12 protein-coding genes are annotated in these 19,617 nt (G+C 35.3%); 6 read left to right on the forward strand and 6 right to left on the reverse strand.

The window, feature by feature from the left end:
* Positions 1 to 176 precede the first annotated feature (176 nt).
* From EYD45_RS13830 to EYD45_RS13855, 6 genes are all read left to right on the forward strand, one after another.
* Complete coding sequence (locus EYD45_RS13830; protein WP_130965151.1) at positions 177 to 3,122, forward strand: SusC/RagA family TonB-linked outer membrane protein; 2,946 nt, start codon at positions 177 to 179, stop codon at positions 3,120 to 3,122.
* Positions 3,123 to 3,133: 11 nt separating this feature from the next.
* Positions 3,134 to 4,735: a RagB/SusD family nutrient uptake outer membrane protein gene (locus EYD45_RS13835; protein ID WP_130965152.1), complete on the forward strand. Its 1,602-nt coding sequence runs from the start codon at positions 3,134 to 3,136 to the stop codon at positions 4,733 to 4,735.
* A gap of 18 nt (positions 4,736 to 4,753) precedes the next feature.
* Positions 4,754 to 5,887, forward strand: a complete 1,134-nt coding sequence (locus tag EYD45_RS13840) for a SusE domain-containing protein (protein ID WP_130965153.1) — start codon at positions 4,754 to 4,756, stop codon at positions 5,885 to 5,887.
* A 24-nt stretch (positions 5,888 to 5,911) separates the two neighbouring features.
* Positions 5,912 to 7,588 (forward strand): SusE domain-containing protein, encoded by a 1,677-nt coding sequence (locus EYD45_RS13845; RefSeq protein ID WP_130965154.1) that lies wholly within the window; start codon positions 5,912 to 5,914, stop codon positions 7,586 to 7,588.
* Positions 7,589 to 7,658: 70 nt separating this feature from the next.
* On the forward strand, positions 7,659 to 10,976 hold the full coding sequence (locus EYD45_RS13850) for an alpha-amylase family glycosyl hydrolase (RefSeq protein WP_130965155.1): 3,318 nt from the start codon (positions 7,659 to 7,661) through the stop codon (positions 10,974 to 10,976).
* A gap of 1 nt (position 10,977) precedes the next feature.
* Positions 10,978 to 11,703, forward strand: coding sequence for a hypothetical protein (locus tag EYD45_RS13855; protein WP_130965156.1), 726 nt, complete (start codon positions 10,978 to 10,980; stop codon positions 11,701 to 11,703).
* A gap of 149 nt (positions 11,704 to 11,852) precedes the next feature.
* Here the strand turns inward: EYD45_RS13855 and EYD45_RS13860 are convergent, their stop codons facing one another.
* The 6 genes from EYD45_RS13860 to EYD45_RS13885 form a co-directional block, all read right to left on the reverse strand.
* Positions 11,853 to 13,199, reverse strand: a complete 1,347-nt coding sequence (locus EYD45_RS13860) for a GntP family permease (protein ID WP_130965157.1) — start codon at positions 13,197 to 13,199, stop codon at positions 11,853 to 11,855.
* Between the two features lie 2 nt (positions 13,200 to 13,201).
* Positions 13,202 to 14,599, reverse strand: coding sequence for an NADP-dependent phosphogluconate dehydrogenase (gene gndA / locus EYD45_RS13865; RefSeq protein WP_130965158.1), 1,398 nt, complete (start codon positions 14,597 to 14,599; stop codon positions 13,202 to 13,204).
* Between the two features lie 5 nt (positions 14,600 to 14,604).
* The gene (locus EYD45_RS13870; RefSeq protein WP_130965159.1) at positions 14,605 to 15,084 is read right to left on the reverse strand and encodes a gluconokinase; all 480 of its coding nucleotides are present in this window, start codon (positions 15,082 to 15,084) and stop codon (positions 14,605 to 14,607) included.
* 4 nt (positions 15,085 to 15,088) lie between these two features.
* Positions 15,089 to 17,332, reverse strand: a complete 2,244-nt coding sequence (locus tag EYD45_RS13875; RefSeq protein ID WP_130965160.1) for a glycoside hydrolase family 3 N-terminal domain-containing protein — start codon at positions 17,330 to 17,332, stop codon at positions 15,089 to 15,091.
* A 40-nt stretch (positions 17,333 to 17,372) separates the two neighbouring features.
* On the reverse strand, positions 17,373 to 18,491 hold the full coding sequence (locus tag EYD45_RS13880; protein WP_233702660.1) for a glycoside hydrolase family 5 protein: 1,119 nt from the start codon (positions 18,489 to 18,491) through the stop codon (positions 17,373 to 17,375).
* Between the two features lie 699 nt (positions 18,492 to 19,190).
* Positions 19,191 to 19,574, reverse strand: coding sequence for a hypothetical protein (locus tag EYD45_RS13885; RefSeq protein WP_130965161.1), 384 nt, complete (start codon positions 19,572 to 19,574; stop codon positions 19,191 to 19,193).
* Positions 19,575 to 19,617: the final 43 nt, after the last annotated feature.

The following is a 19,617-nucleotide window of genomic DNA, read 5'->3' on the forward strand; positions in this document are numbered from 1 at the left end:
ATATACGGTTTTCTCATTTTTGGGTAAAAAAAATAAAAAGTTGTCAACACGAAAACGTTTTCGTTAAATATTTCGTAATCTAAAATTATCCCTTAACAATTTCTTTACATAATTTTGAGGAAGAGGAGTGAAAATATAAACTGACTAATTAAAACATTTTAAATTAACAAAACTGTATGAAAACAAATACTAAAACATTACTGTTTTTTATGATGCTTTTGCCCGTATTTATATTTGGGCAAAATGTTGTTACAGGAACAGTAACGGAACAATCCACTTCCATCCCGCTTCCAGGGGTTAATGTTATTATAAAAGGCACAACTACTGGAACCACCACAGACTTTGATGGAAATTATCAGATTGAGGCAAATAATGGAGACATTATCGTGTTCTCCTATGTTGGGTATGCTTCCCAAGAAATCACTTATTCTGGTCAATCAACTTTAGACATCCAATTAGCCGAAGACGCTGCTCAACTAGACGAAGTAGTTGTAATTGGTTATGGTACTACTACCAGAAAAGATGCAACCGGTTCAGTTGAGGCTATTACTTCAGAGGGCTTTACAAAAGGTAACATTGTAACTCCTGAGAACTTAATTAATGGTCGTATTGCTGGTGTTAGTGTTAACACGAGTGGTGCTCCAGGTTCTGGATCGCAGATTAGAATTCGTGGTGGCGCATCAATCAATGGCGCCAACGATCCATTGATAATTATAGACGGTTTACCAATTTCAAATGATGGTGTAACAGGTTCTAGAGGTGTTTTAGCTTCTATTAACCCTAATGATATTGATTCGTTTTCTGTTTTAAAAGATGCTTCGGCTACCGCTATTTATGGTTCACGAGCTTCAAATGGTGTAATCATTATTGTAACCAAAAAAGGTAAGTCTAAATTCAGTGCGACTTATGATACACAATTTATGTTTGGAGAAGTGATGAATACTATTGATGTGTTTTCAGCTGATGCATACAGACAACTTGTAGCATCACAACCCATAAACGGTGCAACGATAGATACAAGCCTCTTAGGAGATGCTAGTACAAATTGGCAAAATGAAATTTTTAGAAATACTGTATCATCTCAGCACAATATAACGATGCAGGGTGCTTTATTTAAAGTGTTGCCGGCGAGGTTTACGTTTGGTGTTGTTGACCAAGAAGGTGCATTAAAAACATCTAAATTTGAGAGACGTAACTTAAGCTTAGCACTAAATCCAACGTTTTTTGACAATCACTTAAAAGTGAGTTTAAATGCTAATTTTGCATTTGAGGATAACCGTTTTGCTGATGCAGGACAAATTGGTGCTGCAATGCGCTATGATCCTACACAGCCAGTATTCGACCCAAGTTCTCCATTTGGCGGCTTCTATCAACACAGAAATGGCAACCAAGTAGCTAACGGAACTAACAATCCAGTAGCACAACTTTTACAAAGAACCAATTTAGGTGATGCCAATAGATTGTTTGGGAATTTAAATTTTGATTATAAATTCCATTTTCTACCTGAACTAAAAGCGGTAATTAATTTGGGTTATGATAGAACTGAGGCAAAAGGTCTTGATACAAGAGACAGATTACAAGCCACTACTGATCAAGATATTCTTTTTAAAGGAGAATTTAGAGAAAACACTCAAGAAAGAACCAATGAGTTATTTGATGGTTATTTAAATTATAAGAAAGATTTAGACAATATTGGTCTAGATTTAACTGCAGGTTACTCTTACCAAAGATTTACAAATAGTGGTAAAAATGGCAGAAACATTACCGACCCATTAAGTGTTGACGATTTTTACGCAGATCCTGATGTTGTTTTGATAGGTTTCTTTGGTAGAGCAAATTTCTCACTAAATGACAAATACGCTTTAACACTTACTTACAGACGAGACGGTACTTCGCGTTTTAGTAAAGAAAATCAATGGGGAGATTTCCCTGCAGCTGCTTTTGCATGGACCATTAGTGACGAGGATTTCATGAAAGATTCTAATACGATTTCAAACTTAAAATTACGTTTGGGATATGGTATCACGGGTCAGCAATCTGTTACTGAAAGAGATATTTTCTTAAATCGCTACCGAGGTGGTAGAGGAGATTCTCAATTTCAGTTTGGAAATGAAGTGATTGAATCTTTAATTGCTTCGGAAATCAATCCAGATTTAAAATGGGAAGAAACCACTACCATGGAAGTAGGCATCGACTATGGCTTATTTGGCAACAAAGTATCTGGTTCGTTAAACTTCTTCCAAAAGAACTCAACAGACCTGTTATTTACAGCTGCAGTTCCTGATGGTGCTAACTTCTCTAATAGTATTATTCAAAACATCGGAGAATTACAAATTCAAGGTTTAGAATTTTCTGTAAATACTGATGTGGTTAAAAATGATGATTGGAAAGTAGATTTTAACCTCAATGCCACCTTGTTAGACAGGGAAATAAAAGAATTAGCACTTGGGCAAGACGTTAGAACAGGAGGCATTAGCGGTGGAACTGGTAACAACATACAAATCCACAGAGAAGGTGAAGCACCAAACTCGTTCTACGTTTTTAAACAACTTTATGATACTAACGGCACACCAGTTGAAGGTGCTTATGCTGATTTAAATGGTGACAACGTTATAAACGATAACGACCGTTATGTAAAAGAAAACCCAGGCGCAAATGCTATTTTTGGTTTCCAATCAAATGTTTTCTATAAGAATTTTGATTTTGCGTTCAACCTAAGGGCTAATCTTGGAAATTATGTTTATAATAACGTACAGTCCTCAAGAGCGCAGTACGAATTATTATTAGATAATGCTGTATTAGGAAATATTCCAACAACCGTATTGGATACTGGTTTCCAAAGAACTGCAGATGTTATCATTTCAGATATTTTTGTTGAAAATGCTTCTTTTTTAAGGATGGATAACATAACTTTAGGATACACTTTTAATGATATATCTAAAATGCTTAAAAGTGTTAGAATCTGGGGTGGTGTACAAAATGTATTTGTGCTTACAAACTATAGCGGATTAGATCCTGAAGTTACAGATAACGACTCAGACCTTACACTTACTTTAGGTATAGATAATGTAGTATACCCAAGACCAAGAACCGTATTGGTGGGGGCTAACATTAAATTTTAAAAAAAACAACTATGAAGACAAAATTTAAAATGCACAAAACAATTGGAGTGATATGTCTTTTTATCGTGACACTAGTATCTTGTACCGATGATTTGAATATTACACCTAATGATGATCAAACTGTTTTAAGCGAAGATCTTTTTAAAGATGAAACAGCTTATAAGCAAGTATTAGCCGGTATTTACGCAAACCTAGCACTAACAGGAACTGATGGCGCTGGTAGTTCTAACTTAAAAAACATTGATGCGGGTACCAGCCAATTCGGTCGTGTTTTATTATATACACAAACATTAGCAGCAGACCAGATGATTTGGTCTTATGAGAACGACCCAGGAACAAGAGAAATTCAACGTAATATTTGGACTGCTCAAAATCCATTACTATTAGGTATGTTTAGTAGGGCTCATCTATCCGTAGCGTTAGCAAATAACTTTTTACGTGAAACTACAGACGAGAAATTAGATTCAAGAAATGTATCTGAAGCCACAAGAAGTGATATTGCTGAATATAGAGCTGAAGCAAGATTAATGAGAGCCATGGCGTATTACTATATGATGGATTTGTTTGGAAAGGCAAATTTCGCAGACGAAACAACACCAATTAATGCACAACCTGAGGTTTATAATAGAGCGCAATTATTTGCTTTTGTTGAAAGTGAACTATTGGATATTGAAGATGACTTGGTAGCAGCCAGACAAAATGAGTATGGTAGAGCTGATAGAGCTGTAGCACAAATGATATTGGCAAAAATTTACTTAAATGCCGAAGTTTACATCAACGAACCTCATTATACCGAGTGTATTACGTTCTGCGAAAAAATTATTGCTGGCGGTTACGATTTAGCTGATAATTATCTGCACAATTTCATGGCGGATAACAACACAAACTCTGCAACAAAGGAAATTATCTTCCCAATTGTGTCAGACGGTGTAACTACGCAAAATTTTGGTCCGACAACTGTAATGATTAATGGTTCTGTTGGCAGCCTAGAAAAGAATGGAGATGAAGTAGGTGTTGGTACAGAAGGCTGGGGAGGCGCCCTAAGAGTAAGAAAACAGTTTGCTGATCTTTGGGATGGTTCTTTCGCTGATGATGATAGAAACACTCTGATTACAGCAGATAGGCCAATTGATATTCCAGATATCTCTGATAAAGATACAGGCTACGTTATCCAAAAGTATTCAAACGCAACTTCAACAGGAGGTTTCGGTGTAGATAAAACTTTTGTTGATACTGATTTCCCATTGTTTAGACTTGCCGATGTATACTTAATGTATGCTGAAGCTCACCTAAGAGGTGGTGGAGGTAATTTGGCGACAGCTGTTGGATATATCAACGATTTAAGAACCAGAGCAAACAACCCTAACGCAATTTCTTCTGGAGACTTAACATTAGATTTCATCCTAGATGAAAGATCTCGTGAGCTACACTGGGAAGCACATAGAAGACAAGACCTAATTAGATACGGCAGATTTACAGGTGGAAATTACAATTGGGCTTGGAAAGGAAATGGAAGTAACGGTATTGCAATACCTTCACATTTCGACTTATATCCTATCCCTGTAGGAAGTATGGCCGCAAATCCTAATTTAAAGCAAAACCCAGGATACTAAAACTAAATAACTACAAAAATGATGAAAACAATAAAACGAATTTCAGCTTTTAGCATAATTGGGTTAGTTCTACTATTCCTTAGTTCTTGCGATGATGATTCTGAATTATTCACAGTATCAGCACCAAACGCTCCAGTTTTAGCCGATTTACAAATAACACAAATTGAATTAGATGCCGCAAATACAGGAAACCCTGCAATTGCACTAAATTGGTCTGAATCCGATTACGGACAACCAGCGGCAGTAAATTATTCGGTACAATTTTCAATGGATGAAGCTTTTACTTCTCCTGTAACTGCAACAAGTGTAACAGGTAGAAATGATATTACACTATCAGTAGGAGAAATAAACTCCGCTGCAGGTAATGCGGGCTTAAACCCATTTGAATGGGCAACATTATATACCAGAGTTGTAGCATCTTTAGGAACACAGCAAAGTAAAGCTATCAATTCTAATACACTGCAGTTTGAGGTGTATCCTTATTTCAACTATGTATTCAATGATTACTACTTGGTTGGAAATGGTACCGCTCCAGGTTGGAATAATAATGATAACAACCCTCCATTATTTAGAGATGCAGATAATCCTAATCTTTATTACTACACTGGTTTTTTCACTAAAGGAGGTGGTGATTTTAACGATGGAAGATTTAAAGTTCTTGAAACTAGAGGGCTTTGGCAACCACAATGGGGTGTTACAGATAATGAAGGTGAAGATGAAATAAAAACCGGTGGAGAAATTGCTGGGAACCCGGGTACTCAATCAAATGACCCTGGTCGTTTTGGCGTACCTTCTGAAGGGTATTATGAATTTACAATAAACTTCTCCACAAAAACTTATACAATGACGCCGTTTAATGCTTCGGGAGCAACTATGTTTTCTGGAATGAGTATTCAAGGATCTAGTGTTTCAACGACTGCAATGACACCATTGAGTTTTGATGGGCATATTTGGTATGCAGCAGGAATTCGCTTAACACCAGGTGAAGTTTCTTTCTTAACAGATACAGGTGCTACTTGGGGAGCTGCAATAAGTTTCTCTGGGGTAGCTACAGCTGGGGGAAGTGCAATTCCCGTTATCGTGGAAGACGATTATGATGTTTGGTTTAACACCTTAACTGGTCGTTATATCCTTATACCATTAAACTTATAAGACTAACGAAATAATTAAAGACAAATGAAATCAATTTTAAATAAAATAGGTGTTCTGTTACTAGCGGTAACATTCGTGTTTACCTCATGTGAAACAGAAGAAACCTTAGAAATTACAACTCCAGATGCAGAGTTTGTATTAAACACTCCTGGTATTAGCACTGTATTTTTAAACTTTGCTTTACCTGACAATCCTGCATTTACTATTTCATGGAATGACCCAGTTACAGGAAGTTCGTCTTATACAATTGAAATGGCTACTGATGCTGATTTTACGTCTCCTATGACATTAGGAACATCAGATTCAAACAACTTTTCAATGTCTGTATCAGAATTCAACAATGCACTTACATCCTCTGGGAACACGCAATTTAAAGACATCCCTGTTTACATGAGGGTTCTTGCAGGTAGCGCAGTAAGTAATAGTATTTTAATGCTTGCTACTACGTATCCAGTAAATGCACCAGAAATAACAAGCCCAAGCAGCGGTGATAGTTTTACGCTTTCTATCGATAATAACGATATGACAGCTACTACTTTAGAATGGAGTGATTCTATTTTAGAGTCTTCGTTAAACATGGACATCACTTACAAAGTTGAAACTGCACTTGCAGGTACAGACTTTGCAATGCCTGTTGAAGCTGGCGAAGTGATGAACATGAACTCTGTTTCGTGGACTAATGCACAATTAAATGCTGCGGCTATTCAAAGCGGTATAGAAGCAGACACTGCGGGCGATCTTGATATTCGTGTGGTGGCAACTATTACAGATAGTGCTTCTGGCACAGTATTAGAAAGAATTTCAGACCCAATAACAATCTCAGTAACAACTTATGCTACTGCATTAGATTTATCTACCAATTGGGGGGTTGTAGGTTCTGCAGCAAATGATTGGGGTGCTACTCCAGATTTACCATTCTTCCAAACAGATACCGATGGTGTATTGGCCGCGTATGTAAATTTAATTGATGGTGAAATTAAGTTTAGAGAAAACATGGCTTGGGATAACAACTACGGTGATAATGGTGCAGATGGCACTCTAGAACAAGGAGGTGCTAATATTGCAGTTACTGCAGGTTCTTACAAAATTACCATGAATTTAAATGATCTTACTTACACCATTGAGCCATTCTCTTTAGGAATTGTTGGTGGTGCTTACAATGAATGGGGAGCTACTCCTGATTTCATGTTAGAATACGATCAATATTCTGATGTATTTAGAGGTATCGTTACACTTATTGATGGTGAAATGAAATTCAGAATGAATAACGATTGGGGTACTAATTGGGGTGATGATGGTGCAAATGGCACTCTTGAAGCTGGTGGTGCAAATATTGTTGTAACTGCTGGAATTTATATAGCCACGGTAAGCCTAAATGATTTAACATACACCTTAGAACCAATAGATTATGTTTGGGGACTTGTAGGTGGTGCTTATAATGAATGGGGAGCAACTCCTGATGCTCAATTCTCCAGAGACTGGTCTCGTCCATTTGATGATATTTGGATTTTAAACGATGTTACACTCTTAGATGGTGAATATAAGTTTAGAGCTAATAACGATTGGGGAACTAACTACGGTGATGATGGTGGCGATGGCGTCTTAGAACTCAATGGTGCTAACTTAGTTACCACGGCAGGAACATACTCGTTTGTATTGGATTTCTCAGATCCTGCAAACCCGACGTATACCAAAAATTAAGTTTAATTAAAAGTGTTAAAAAAGGCTGTGCCAATAATTGTACAGCCTTTTTTGATTAAACTAAAAAGGTATGAAAAAGAAACTATTATTATTCTCAATATTATTTGCTTCCCTGGCATATGGACAGTCGGTATCTACCATTCCCGCTATTCCTACGGCTGCAAATCCTATTACCATAACATTTGATGCTACAGGCTCAGAATTAGAAGGCTATACTGGAGATGTTTATGCCCATACAGGCGTATTAACGTCAGAGTCTACCAGTAATACAGATTGGAAACATGTTATCGGTTCTTGGGGAAACAATACAACACAACCACAATTAACCAGATTAACAGCAAATACTTACGAGCTTGTAATAACTCCAAATATCACTTCGTTTTACAATGTTGATGCTGGAGCAACAGTTACTAATATTGCTATTGTTTTTAGAAGTGAAGATGGAAGTCAACAGTCTAGACCAGACCTTTTTATTCAAATTTTTGAAGATGGTTTAAATGTTACAATTACAAACCCTTCAAATGATGATGTTTTTGATTTAAACGATAACATTACCATAACCGCTGAGTCCAGCACTTCGGCAGATTTAGAACTAAAAGTAAACAATAGTTCTATAGCTACTGAAACAGGAAACACAAGTATATCTTCAGCTTATACATTTACTACAACAGGCGCATTCACAATAAATGCTTCTGCAGTTCAAGGCACAGAAACAAAAGAAGAAACTATTTCAGTTTACGTAAAAACACCCACGCAAACAGAAACTGTTCCTACTGGATTAGAATATGGCCTAAATAAAAATAATGATGGATCGGTAACTTTTGTATTGCAAGCACCATTAAAAAATGATGTTTTTCTGTTAGGAACTTTTAACGGTTGGGAGCTAAACCCAATGTATCAAATGAAAAAAGATGGGGACACGTTTTGGTTAACTTTAAGCGGATTAGACCCAGACACAGAATATGCTTATCAATACTACGTAGATTACAGTTTGCGTGTTGCAGACCCTTATTCAAAAAAAGTATTAGATCCCAGTAACGATCAATTCATTTCAGATACAACCTATCCAAACTTGATGGATTATCCTGAGGGTACAACAGGAATTGTATCTACATTCCAAATCAATGAAATATCATATAATTGGCAAGTCAATTCATTTTCCAAACCAGATCAAGAAAATCTTGTAGTGTATGAAATGTTGATTCGGGATTTTACAGAAGAGGATTCCTTTTTATCAGCCATGACACATTTAGATTACCTTGAAAACTTAGGTATAAACGCTATAGAGTTAATGCCTGTGAGCGAATTTGAAGGCAATGATAGCTGGGGCTACAATCCATCATTTCATGGTGCGCTTGACAAATATTACGGTACTCAAAATCATTTTAAAATGTTCGTGGATGCTTGCCACGAAAGAGGTATTGCTGTAATACTTGATGTAGTTTACAACCATGCGTTTAGTCAAAGTCCGTTAGCCCAGATGTATTGGGATAGTGCAAACTTTAAACCTTCAGCAGATAACCCTTGGCTAAATCCAGATGCTAAACATCCATTTAATGTGGGTTACGATTTTAATCATGAGAGTGAGTATACCAAAACCTATGTAAAACAAACTTTAAAGTATTGGATAGAAGAATTTAAAGTAGATGGATTTAGATTTGATTTATCAAAAGGCTTTACACAAACCAACAATCCTGACAATGTAGGTGCTTGGGGTAATTTTGACGCTTCAAGAATAGCAATACTGGAAGACTACGCCGATTATATTTGGAACAACGTGTCGTCTGATGCTTATTTAATTTTAGAGCATTTTGCGACTAATTCAGAAGAAACTGCTCTAGCTAACTACGGATTTATGCTATGGGGTAACTTAAACCATGATTTTAACCAAAATACTATGGGATTTGCTTCAAATGCTGATGTATCTTGGTTAGCGTATACTGAGCGTAACTGGAATAATCCACATATAGTTGGTTATATGGAGAGTCATGACGAAGAACGATTAATGGTAAGAAACATCAACAACGGTAATTCCAATGCAGAGCATGACACTAAAGATTTTCAAACGGCTTTAGATAGAATTGAAGCTGCAACAGCAATTTTTTATAGCGTTCCAGGTCCTAAAATGCTGTGGCAGTTTGGTGAATTGGGCTATGATAAAAGTATTAATTGCGAAAATGATATTACCAATGGTAATTGTAGATTGGATAGAAAACCTGTAGCATGGACTTTAAATTATGATGACGATGAAGATCGTCTAGATTTATACGACGTAACAGCAAAAATGATCAAATTGAAAACCGATTATCCGTCTACTTTCAACACCGATGATTTTTCTTTTAGTCTTGATGGCTTGATAAAACGCATCACTTTGAATGATAAGGTTGGAGACTTTGACGTTGTTGTGATTGCTAATTTTGATTTGGTTGAAAAATCTGTTAACCCAAATTTTTCTAAAACCGGTACTTGGTATCGTATACTAAATAACAATGCACCTCATGAAGTCAACAATGTGTCAACATCTATATCGCTCTCTCCAGGAGAATATCGTGTTTACGGGACACAACCTGTTATTGACCCCAATGATTTAGATAGTGACGGTGTTATAAACGCTGAAGACTCCTGTCCCAATACACCTTTGGGAGCAACGGTTGATGCGAATGGTTGCGAAATTTTTGTATTACCAGTGGATAATTTTAGATTACAGGTATCAAATGAAACCTGTAGAAACAGTAATAATGGTGTAATAGACATTACAGCTCAAAAGAATTTAAACTACACTGCTACAATTACAGGAAATAGTTTAAATAACTCTGACGACTTCACGACTACCTATATCAAATCAGATTTGGAAGCTGGAGACTATCGTGTTTGTATTACTGTTGAAGGTCAGGTCGATTTCGAACAGTGCTTTAATGTTACCATTACAGAGCCAAAAGATTTATCTGTAACCTCAAAAATTCTAGAGTCTAAAAAAGCTATCGCGTTAAATCTTAACGGTAGTGACTCATATTATATTACCATAAATGATATAGAAACAGAAACTTTCTCTTCCAGCATTGAGCTTCCCTTACAATTTGGAGAAAACAAAATAATCGTGAAAACCAATAAAGATTGTCAAGGAAAATACGAAAAAACAATTTTTTATGGTGATGGCCTCATGGCCTTTCCAAACCCATTTACCAATCAACTTGATGTTTATTTTGGTAATAATAAAAATGCGAATACATCAGTAGAGATTTATTCGATTTTAGGACATAGAGTTTTCTATGCAAATAGTAACACACCTAGTCTAAATATAGATACCTCTAGTTTTTCAAAAGGCATATACGTTTTGAGAATGGCTACGGAATCGACCAGTAAAAGCTTTAAAATTATAAAGAATTAAAATGAAAAAGTCAATATTATATATTCTCGGAAGTTTAGCATTTTGCTTTTTTATTCTAGGTTGTAGTAGTGGCGGTGGAGGCGATGATACGCCAGATCCCGATCCAGACCCAGATAAAGTGAGTCCTCCAAGTGCAGCAACTTTAGTTTTTCCTGAGCAAAATTCTGAATGTACAACAGGTTCTAATCTAACCAGTACCGAAAGTACTATTGTTTTCAATTGGAATGATGCAACCGATGCAACATCGTATCAACTGTTTGTAAAAAACTTGAATACGCAAAATACACAGAATTACACATCCAACGTATCAGAAAGGAGTGTAACTATTCTAAGAGGTACGCCCTATTCATGGTACGTGGTTTCTAAAAATTCTGGCAGTGAAACAGCACAGAGTCCTACTTGGAAATTTTACAATGCAGGCGAAGCTACATCATCGTATGCACCATTTCCTGCAGAACTCGTAGCTCCTAATCTGTCACAAGTTTTGGGCGCATCAACTACATCTGTATCACTAGAATGGAATGGCAGTGATGTAGATAATGATATCAATGAGTACGATATATTATTTGGTACAGTAAGTCCGCCAGTTAACAAAGTTACAACAACTAGCAATACTAATTTTAGTGTGAATGTAACTTCTGGTAGCACTTATTATTGGCGTGTTATAACTTATGATGATCAAAATAACAACTCAGAATCGCAAATCTTCGGTTTCTCAGTTGAATAATGATATTTATGCCTATTTATTTTAGGCATGAAGTTTAGTTTGTTTAGTTTAGTTGGGTTATTAGTTTTAAATAAACTGGTACCAAAAAAAGGCTTCAATATGTTGAAGCCTTTTTTATTATGATAAAATAATTTTACTATTCAAAATTACTAAACTAGTATTGACAAAGTAACGACACTCGCAAAACCAATTAAAGCTAACAGTGTTGTCATTACCGTCCAACTTTTAAAAGTCTGTTGTTCAGACAATCCAAGATATTTACCAACGAGCCAAAATCCGCTATCATTAACATGTGATAGAATACTTGCGCCTGATGCTATAGCAATAACCAGTAACGCTTTTTGAGGCTCTGAAATAGATGCTGCTGTTAAAAGCGGTGCTGTAAGTCCTGCAGCTGTAATCATAGCAACGGTGGAAGAACCTTGTAAGATACGAACTAAAGCTGCTGCCAAAAACGCAAATAATAAAATACTAACACCTTTGTCTGCAAAATAATTAGCCAACATTTCACCTGTACCAGTATTTACCAACATTTGTTTAAAAACGCCACCAGCTCCGGTTAATAAGATAATGATTCCAGCTGGCCCCATAGATTGTGTACTAATATTTAAAAGCTGTTGTTTTGTAAATCCTCTTCTTACTCCTAACGCATACCATGCAATAAGATTTGCTATTATTAAAGCCGAAAACGGATGTCCTAACATTCCTAACCATTCTAACATGATTTTTGGGAGGTTATAACTTTCAAAAAATGGACTTCGAATTACTGTATTTATAACAATTAAAAAAATTGGTATGGCTATGATGGTAATTATAGTACTTACCGGCGGTGTACTTTTTTCTATTTCTACAGCTTCATTTAACTGTGGTGCTTCTACCTGTATTTTATTTGCAATATATTTTCCAAAAATGGGACCACAAACTACAGCAGTAGGAATTCCTGCTATACATCCAAAAAGAATTACCCACCCTAAATCTGCTTTTAAAATATCTGCCACTGCAACTGGTCCGGGTGTTGGAGGGATAAATGCATGTGTTATTGCCAAACCTGCCAATAACGGGATACCGTAGAGCAATAATGATTTACCTGTTTTTCTTTGTAAGGCATATATCATGGGTACTAAAATGATGAAGGCTACATCAAAAAACACAGGGATAGCAACAACAAAACCTGTTAACATTAGTGCCCAAGACGATCGTTTTTCTCCAAACTTTTCTAACAAATAAGTTGCCAATGATTCTGCGCCTCCAGAGTGTTCTAAAATAGCACCAAAAATAGCCCCTAATCCAACCACAACTGCTACAAAACCTAAGGTATTACCCATACCCTCCTGCATAGTTTTAACAATTGTTAAGGGTGGCATACCTGCTAATACACCAACAACGATACTTGCTATAAGCAATGCAATAAACGCTTGTATTTTAAATCGTAAAATAAGTACTAGTAATAATGCTACGCCTGCTAATACAGAGGTTAAAAGAGAAAAATCTATCATAACTAATACCATTTTGTATGAAAAAATTGTCCTTCTGGTGCCCCAACACGCTCATAAGTATGTGCTCCAAAATAATCACGCTGCGCCTGTATTAAATTTGCAGGTAGGTTTTTGGTTGTTAGTGCAATCCAATGGTTATAAGCCGCCCAAAAGGTATCAAAAGCTATTCGGTGTGATACACCATAGATAATACAATCCTTAATATTTTTTTCATCAGAAATTAAAATCTCCAAAATACTTTTATCGTCTAAATAACTTTTGTTGTTTTTAAAAATATCTACGGTTCTTTCCATAAACTTTGACCTAATAATACAGCCATTAGTCCATATTCTTGCAATTTCAGATAGGTTTAACTCCCAATCAAATTCTTCTGATGCCAATTTCATCAATTCAAAACCTTGAAAATGATTCATGATTCTAGCAAATCGGTATCCTTTCTCTAAAGCCATTAAATCAATTGATTCTGCTTTATTTGCAGACTTTTCTATGGACTTAGATAATTGCTCACGTTTCGACTTAAAAGATGATATATAACGTGCAAAAACCGCAGCGGACATCATGGTGTTTACGCCTCCTAAATCAAATGCAGCCTTTGTAGACCACGATCCCGTTCCTTTATTCCCAGCTTTATCTAAAATGGCATCTAATATATAGCTATCACCTTCTTTTGCTTTGAGTATATTGATGGTAATTTCAAGCAAGTAGCTCGATAAATCGGTAGAATTCCATGTTTCTAATAACGCTGCAATTTCTGCGTTAGTTTTTGTTGTTGAGAGTACTGAATAAACTTCTGCCAACAATTGCATTTCGGCATATTCAATACCATTGTGTACCATTTTAACAAAATGTCCTGCACCATCTTTCCCTACATAAGTACTACAGGGTTTGTTGTTCTTGTCTTTTGCAGCAATTGCCTCTAAAACTGGTGCTATAATAGTATAACTTTCTTTATTACCCCCTGGCATTATTGAAGGCCCTTTTCTTGCTCCTTCTTCACCACCAGACACCCCACAGCCTACAAAATGCAAGTTTTTTGTATTTAAATACTTGCTCCTTCTATTGGTGTCTAAATAGTGGGAATTGCCGCCATCAATGATAACATCGCCTTCTGATAAAAGTGGTAGTAATGCCTCAATAAGATTATCAATAGCTGACCCTGCTTTTATCATGACAAGAATTTTTCTTGGCCTTTGCAATGACGCAACAAATGCTTCAAGCTCATCAAACCCCTTAACATTCATATCTGCATTTACGCTTTCCATAAAATTAGAAAGTATGTGTTCTTCTCCCGGACTTATTCTATTGTAAACAGATAAAGTGTATCCTTTTTCTGCTATGTTTAGGGCTAAACTACTTCCCATAACGCCTAAACCTATAACACCAAAAAGTGAGGTATTCATATCTTTTATTTTAATTTTGAAACAATTGTGTTGATGATTTTTTCTGGGGTCTCAGAAATATCTATGTGAATACCATAATTGGGAACTTCCAAATCATGAAATTGTGAGTTTAATAAATCAGAATTCATATAGTGTCCACTTCTTGCTTCAATTCTTTGCTTAATTAAATCTTTACTACCAGACAAATACACCCAAATAATATCCTTGTATTTAGAAGATAGAATAGCTCTGTATTTTTCTTTAAGAGCAGAACACGCTAATACACCTCCTTTTTTAGATGACCATTCTAAAATAGTATCAGCTAGTAACTTTAGCCATGGCAATCGATCATCATCATTTAAAGCACTTCCTCTAGCCATTTTATCAATGTTAGATTTTGGATGAAAATCATCAGCATCATAATAAGGAATGCCTGTTTTTTGAGATAATTGACTACTAATTGTAGTTTTACCACATCCACTAACACCCATGACTATAATAATCATACAACTACTTTTTTAAATAAAATCTTTCTTTTAAACCTGAAGATGAGTTAGGTCCAACCCACACGTTAAAGTTACCCTCCTCAGCAGCATCAACTCCTTTATGATTCGAAAACTTTAATTGCTCTGGTGAGATTTTAAATGATATCTCTTTAGTTTCTCCTGCTTTTAAACTTACATGCTGAAAGCCTTTTAACTCTCTTACAGGCCTAGTAATGCTTCCAACAACATCTTGAGTGTACAATTGTACAATTTCTTTTCCATCACTTTTGCCAATATTGGATATAGTTGCCTTTACAATTACATCTTCATTAAAGTTAATGGTATCTTTAGAAATTTTTATAGTATCATACTTAAACGCTGTATAGCTTAAACCATAACCAAAAGGAAAATGAGGTGTAAACCCTATGTCTAGGTAATGAGAATCGTTTCCTAAAGAACTTTGCCATGCTTCTATTGGAATATCATACATGGATACATAATCTTCATTATTTGCAGGTCGCCCCGTATTCTTATGATTATAGAAATAAGGTAGTTGTCCTGCTGTTTTTGGCCATGATACGGGTAATCTTCCTTCTGGTTCTCTCGATCCAAAAAGTATTTCTTGCAAAGCTTCGCCTCCCATTGTACCAGGGTGCCAAGTCATTAAAACTGCATCAACATCATCAATAATTTTTGTTATGGTAATGGGCCTACCTGCCATTATAACTAAAACAATAGGCTTTCCAATTTTAGACAGTTCTTTTATTAAGTCTTCTTGCACTCCTGGTAGATCTATGTTAGCTCTACTATGTGCTTCTCCAGAAAGAATAGCTTCTTCTCCTGATACAAATACTATTACATCAGATAGTTTTGCTGCAGTCAGCGCTTTTTTAAATTGAGTTTTCGTTAAATCACGACTATGGGTTAATCCAGGCACAAAAACATGATTCACATTTGCACTTTTAAAGGCATCTAGTGGCGTTACAGTTCGTGTTCTATCACCATCAAACGTCCAAGTTCCCATTTGCTCTAAAGGCGCATTTGCCAAAGGACCTATTAAGGCTACTTTTTTGTTTTTAGATAATGGTAAAACAGCCCTATTTTTAAGCAAAACAGTATTTTTTATAGCAGCTTCTTTTGCAAGTTCTAAATGTGCTTTTGAATAAAAATTAGCTTCATTAGTTTTATCTCTATAAGGTTTGTCAAACAACCCCAATCTTATCTTTATTCTTAATATGTTTTTTACGAACTCATCTAACTGTTTTTCTGAGACTTTACCCTCTTCAATAAGTTGTTTTAGATTATTTTCATAGGCTTTACTTGTCATTTCCATATCCATTCCTGCATTTGCTGCTAGTTCGCCTGCATGTTTTTCATCTCTAGCATAACCATGTGCTATCATTTCAATTGTTGAATCCCAATCACTAACTACAAATCCATCAAATTTCAATTCATCTCTTAAGACATCTTTTAACAGGAACTCATTTCCTGTTGCAGGCACACCATTTATTTCATTAAAGGATGTCATTACGGTTGCTGCTCCAGCATCAAGGGCTGCTTCAAAAGGCGGTAAATACACATTACGCAATAGAGGTTTTGGTATTAAAGCTGTGTTATAATCTCTTCCTCCCATAGCCGCACCATAACCAATAAAATGTTTAGCACATGCCGCAATACTAGTTGGATTGCTTAATGAATCGCCTTGAAAACCTTCCACATAGGCAGTACCTAAAACAGAGGCTAAATAAGGATCTTCTCCAGGTGATTCGGCTATTCTACCCCATCGGCTGTCTCTGGCTATGTCTAGCATAGGTGCAAACGTCCAGCGAATTCCAACAGAACTCGATTCTATTGCAGCAACTCTAGAGGACGTTCTAGCTACATTGGCGTCCCAAGAAGCCGCTAAGCCCAGTGGTATAGGGAATATGGTTTTAAAACCGTGTATAACATCTCTTCCAAAAATTAAAGGAATTTTATGTGGGCTTTCTTCTACTGCTATTTTTTGAAGCTCGTCTACAAATTCAACGTTCATTACATTGAGCAATGCGCCAACCTTTCCCTGTCTCACATCTTCTTTTAACGCTTCGGATAATGTTTTAGCCCTACTTGAAGTTCCTCTAAGATTGGTTTGCCCTATTTTATCATCGATAGACATTTGAGCCAATATACTATCAATGCGTTTTTCCTCTAAACCATTCTCAGTGTTAGCAACTTTAGTTTGAGAACAACTCATTAAAACTAAGGCTATACTTACTAAATAATATTTCATTTAAATGGATGTTTGAGGATTAAAAAAACTATATAACATATTAATTAGAAACTATCTTTATTAGGTCTTCATTTTCTTTACCTTCAGAAGATATCAATCCAAAATTATCGCTTTTATAATTCCAATTTGCATATCCAATACCAGTTTCATTAAAAAGTTGAACTATATCTTGATACCAAATAAGACTTTCTTTGTTTGGCGCATGTGATATAATACCAAATTCACCACAATACAATGGTAAACCTAATGCTTTAGCCTTACGTATAGGCTTTTGCAACATTTCAAGTAATACATCTTTATCAAACTCTTTATCAACCCATTTCTCAACTTCAATCTTCATATCGTCTGGAAGGGTTTCAAACTCGTCTTTAGTTAAAATTGTTCCAGGGTAGTTTACAGGTCCTTTATAATTTCTCAAAGGCAACCATTTGGCTCCATAATGACTTAACAAAAAAGGCTCGTAAAAATGAAAGCTTAATAAAATGTTTTTATCATTTTCGGGTACTTTTAAAGCATCAAAAGTTTCTACTGCCTGCCACCGGTTGGAGCCTATTACGATTGTGCGATCACTTTCTAATTCTCGAATGGCTGCGACAGCTTTTGCTACTAAAGTATTCCAAGATTCATGATCATCTGCTACAGCTTCATTCATAAGTTCGTATGCCACTAAACTATTTGGAAATTTACTCAAGGTTTTTGATAAATCTCTCCATAAATCAAAAAACTTATTTTGTTCATTTACATCTGTCCACAGTGGTTTTTCTTTTGCATTAAAATGATGCGATCTTAAAATGTGTAAATCAACAATTACTCTAAGATTATGTTTTTGACACCATTCAATACAATTTTCCATTAAACTAAATGCATCATTATGTCTATTTCCGTTTTCGTCCCACATTTGCTCTTCATCAATAGGCAATCGGATATGATCAAAGCCCATATTAGCAATTTGTTTTACGTCTTTTTCAGTAAAAAAGGATGCTCTCTCAATGCCTCTTCTATCACTTTGCGACAACCAATGCGCTACATTAGTTCCCTTAACTACTTCAAAATTTTCTTTTTTATCTCCTTTTGAATTCGAAATAGACATAATTAACGTAGTAAATATTAGTGTTGCGGCAACTACTATAAATATTTTTATTTTACTTTTTGTTCGCATCTGTTAATTTCTTTAATTATTCGTTTATACTTCTTGGTTAAGAATAAGTTCAAGCACTTACAAAACCTATAATTAGTAAAACATTAAAAACCCAATTAATAATATTTTAGGTACTGGTTTTGTATTTATTTTTTTATCCACCTTACTTAATATTCAAACTTAATACTTTATTAATGTTATAATTATCACTCTCGATTCAAAATATGAAACAATTGTAGCATTTTTGTAGCATTTAGCATAAATTAAAAACTCACATAAACTTATAAAGGAGATTCTGAATTAAAAGAAGTATCACGAATTGGAAATAAAAAACTTCTAACTCGGGATTAATAGGCTTTAAAAGCAATATGGTAATATATAGATTATATATATACCACTATTTTGAAACATATAATGAGGTTTTGAGAAAGATGATGTAAAGTTGAAAAAAATTATAGATTAAGTCTTCAAAAACATCGAACCTTAAAAAAGAAAAGACTCAAATGCAAAAAGCATATGAGTCTAATATAGTAGCGGGAACTGGACTCGAACCAGTGACCTTCGGGTTATGAGCTCTGCGCCATAAATTTTTTAAACGCATTTACTGGGCTTGCCCGATATTATTTTTGAAAATCGTGTTCCAAAACGTGTTCAGTTTTGTGTTCACTTTTGTGATTAATATTTAGTGTTAAAATTAAGTAATTTTTAGAAAATAAATTACTATTTATCCATATAATCCTGCCATTGTACAAGAACGTACTTGTCTCTACCCTTTTCTGCCTTTTTTAAGAATCCATATTCATAGACAAAAAAGTAAATGTCGCCTTTGGTATTCTTCCAATAATGTGTGAAATATTTTGGGTTGAAGCCCTGCTCCAATAATACATTTGCCCTAACCGTAGTTTTTCCAGCTTTATTAAAGGATTTTAGAATACGCCTATTTAGTTTTAACTGGTTGTCCACCCTATTATAAAATCGTGGTGTTTCTTCTATTGAACGCTTATAATGGTAAGAGCTTTTACAGTGAGCATCACAATAAACTTTATCTGATCTACCTTCCAGTTCTTTACCACAAAATTTACATGTTTTTAGTTTTACTTCCATTTTAACACTTAACTGTACATTATACGATTAATATACGTTTAAT

It is taken from the genome of Hyunsoonleella flava, assembly GCF_004310325.1.
GTDB lineage: Bacteria > Bacteroidota > Bacteroidia > Flavobacteriales > Flavobacteriaceae > Jejuia > Jejuia flava.

Coding starts and splice junctions, on each gene's coding strand:
- EYD45_RS13830 (WP_130965151.1), top strand. CDS start 177: ATGAAAACAAATACTAAAACATTACTGTTTTTTATGATGCTTTTGCCC.
- EYD45_RS13835 (WP_130965152.1), top strand. CDS start 3,134: ATGAAGACAAAATTTAAAATGCACAAAACAATTGGAGTGATATGTCTT.
- EYD45_RS13840 (WP_130965153.1), top strand. CDS start 4,754: ATGATGAAAACAATAAAACGAATTTCAGCTTTTAGCATAATTGGGTTA.
- EYD45_RS13845 (WP_130965154.1), top strand. CDS start 5,912: ATGAAATCAATTTTAAATAAAATAGGTGTTCTGTTACTAGCGGTAACA.
- EYD45_RS13850 (WP_130965155.1), top strand. CDS start 7,659: ATGAAAAAGAAACTATTATTATTCTCAATATTATTTGCTTCCCTGGCA.
- EYD45_RS13855 (WP_130965156.1), top strand. CDS start 10,978: ATGAAAAAGTCAATATTATATATTCTCGGAAGTTTAGCATTTTGCTTT.
- EYD45_RS13860 (WP_130965157.1), bottom strand. CDS start 13,199: ATGATAGATTTTTCTCTTTTAACCTCTGTATTAGCAGGCGTAGCATTA.
- gndA (WP_130965158.1), bottom strand. CDS start 14,599: ATGAATACCTCACTTTTTGGTGTTATAGGTTTAGGCGTTATGGGAAGT.
- EYD45_RS13870 (WP_130965159.1), bottom strand. CDS start 15,084: ATGATTATTATAGTCATGGGTGTTAGTGGATGTGGTAAAACTACAATT.
- EYD45_RS13875 (WP_130965160.1), bottom strand. CDS start 17,332: ATGAAATATTATTTAGTAAGTATAGCCTTAGTTTTAATGAGTTGTTCT.
- EYD45_RS13880 (WP_233702660.1), bottom strand. CDS start 18,491: ATGCGAACAAAAAGTAAAATAAAAATATTTATAGTAGTTGCCGCAACA.
- EYD45_RS13885 (WP_130965161.1), bottom strand. CDS start 19,574: ATGGAAGTAAAACTAAAAACATGTAAATTTTGTGGTAAAGAACTGGAA.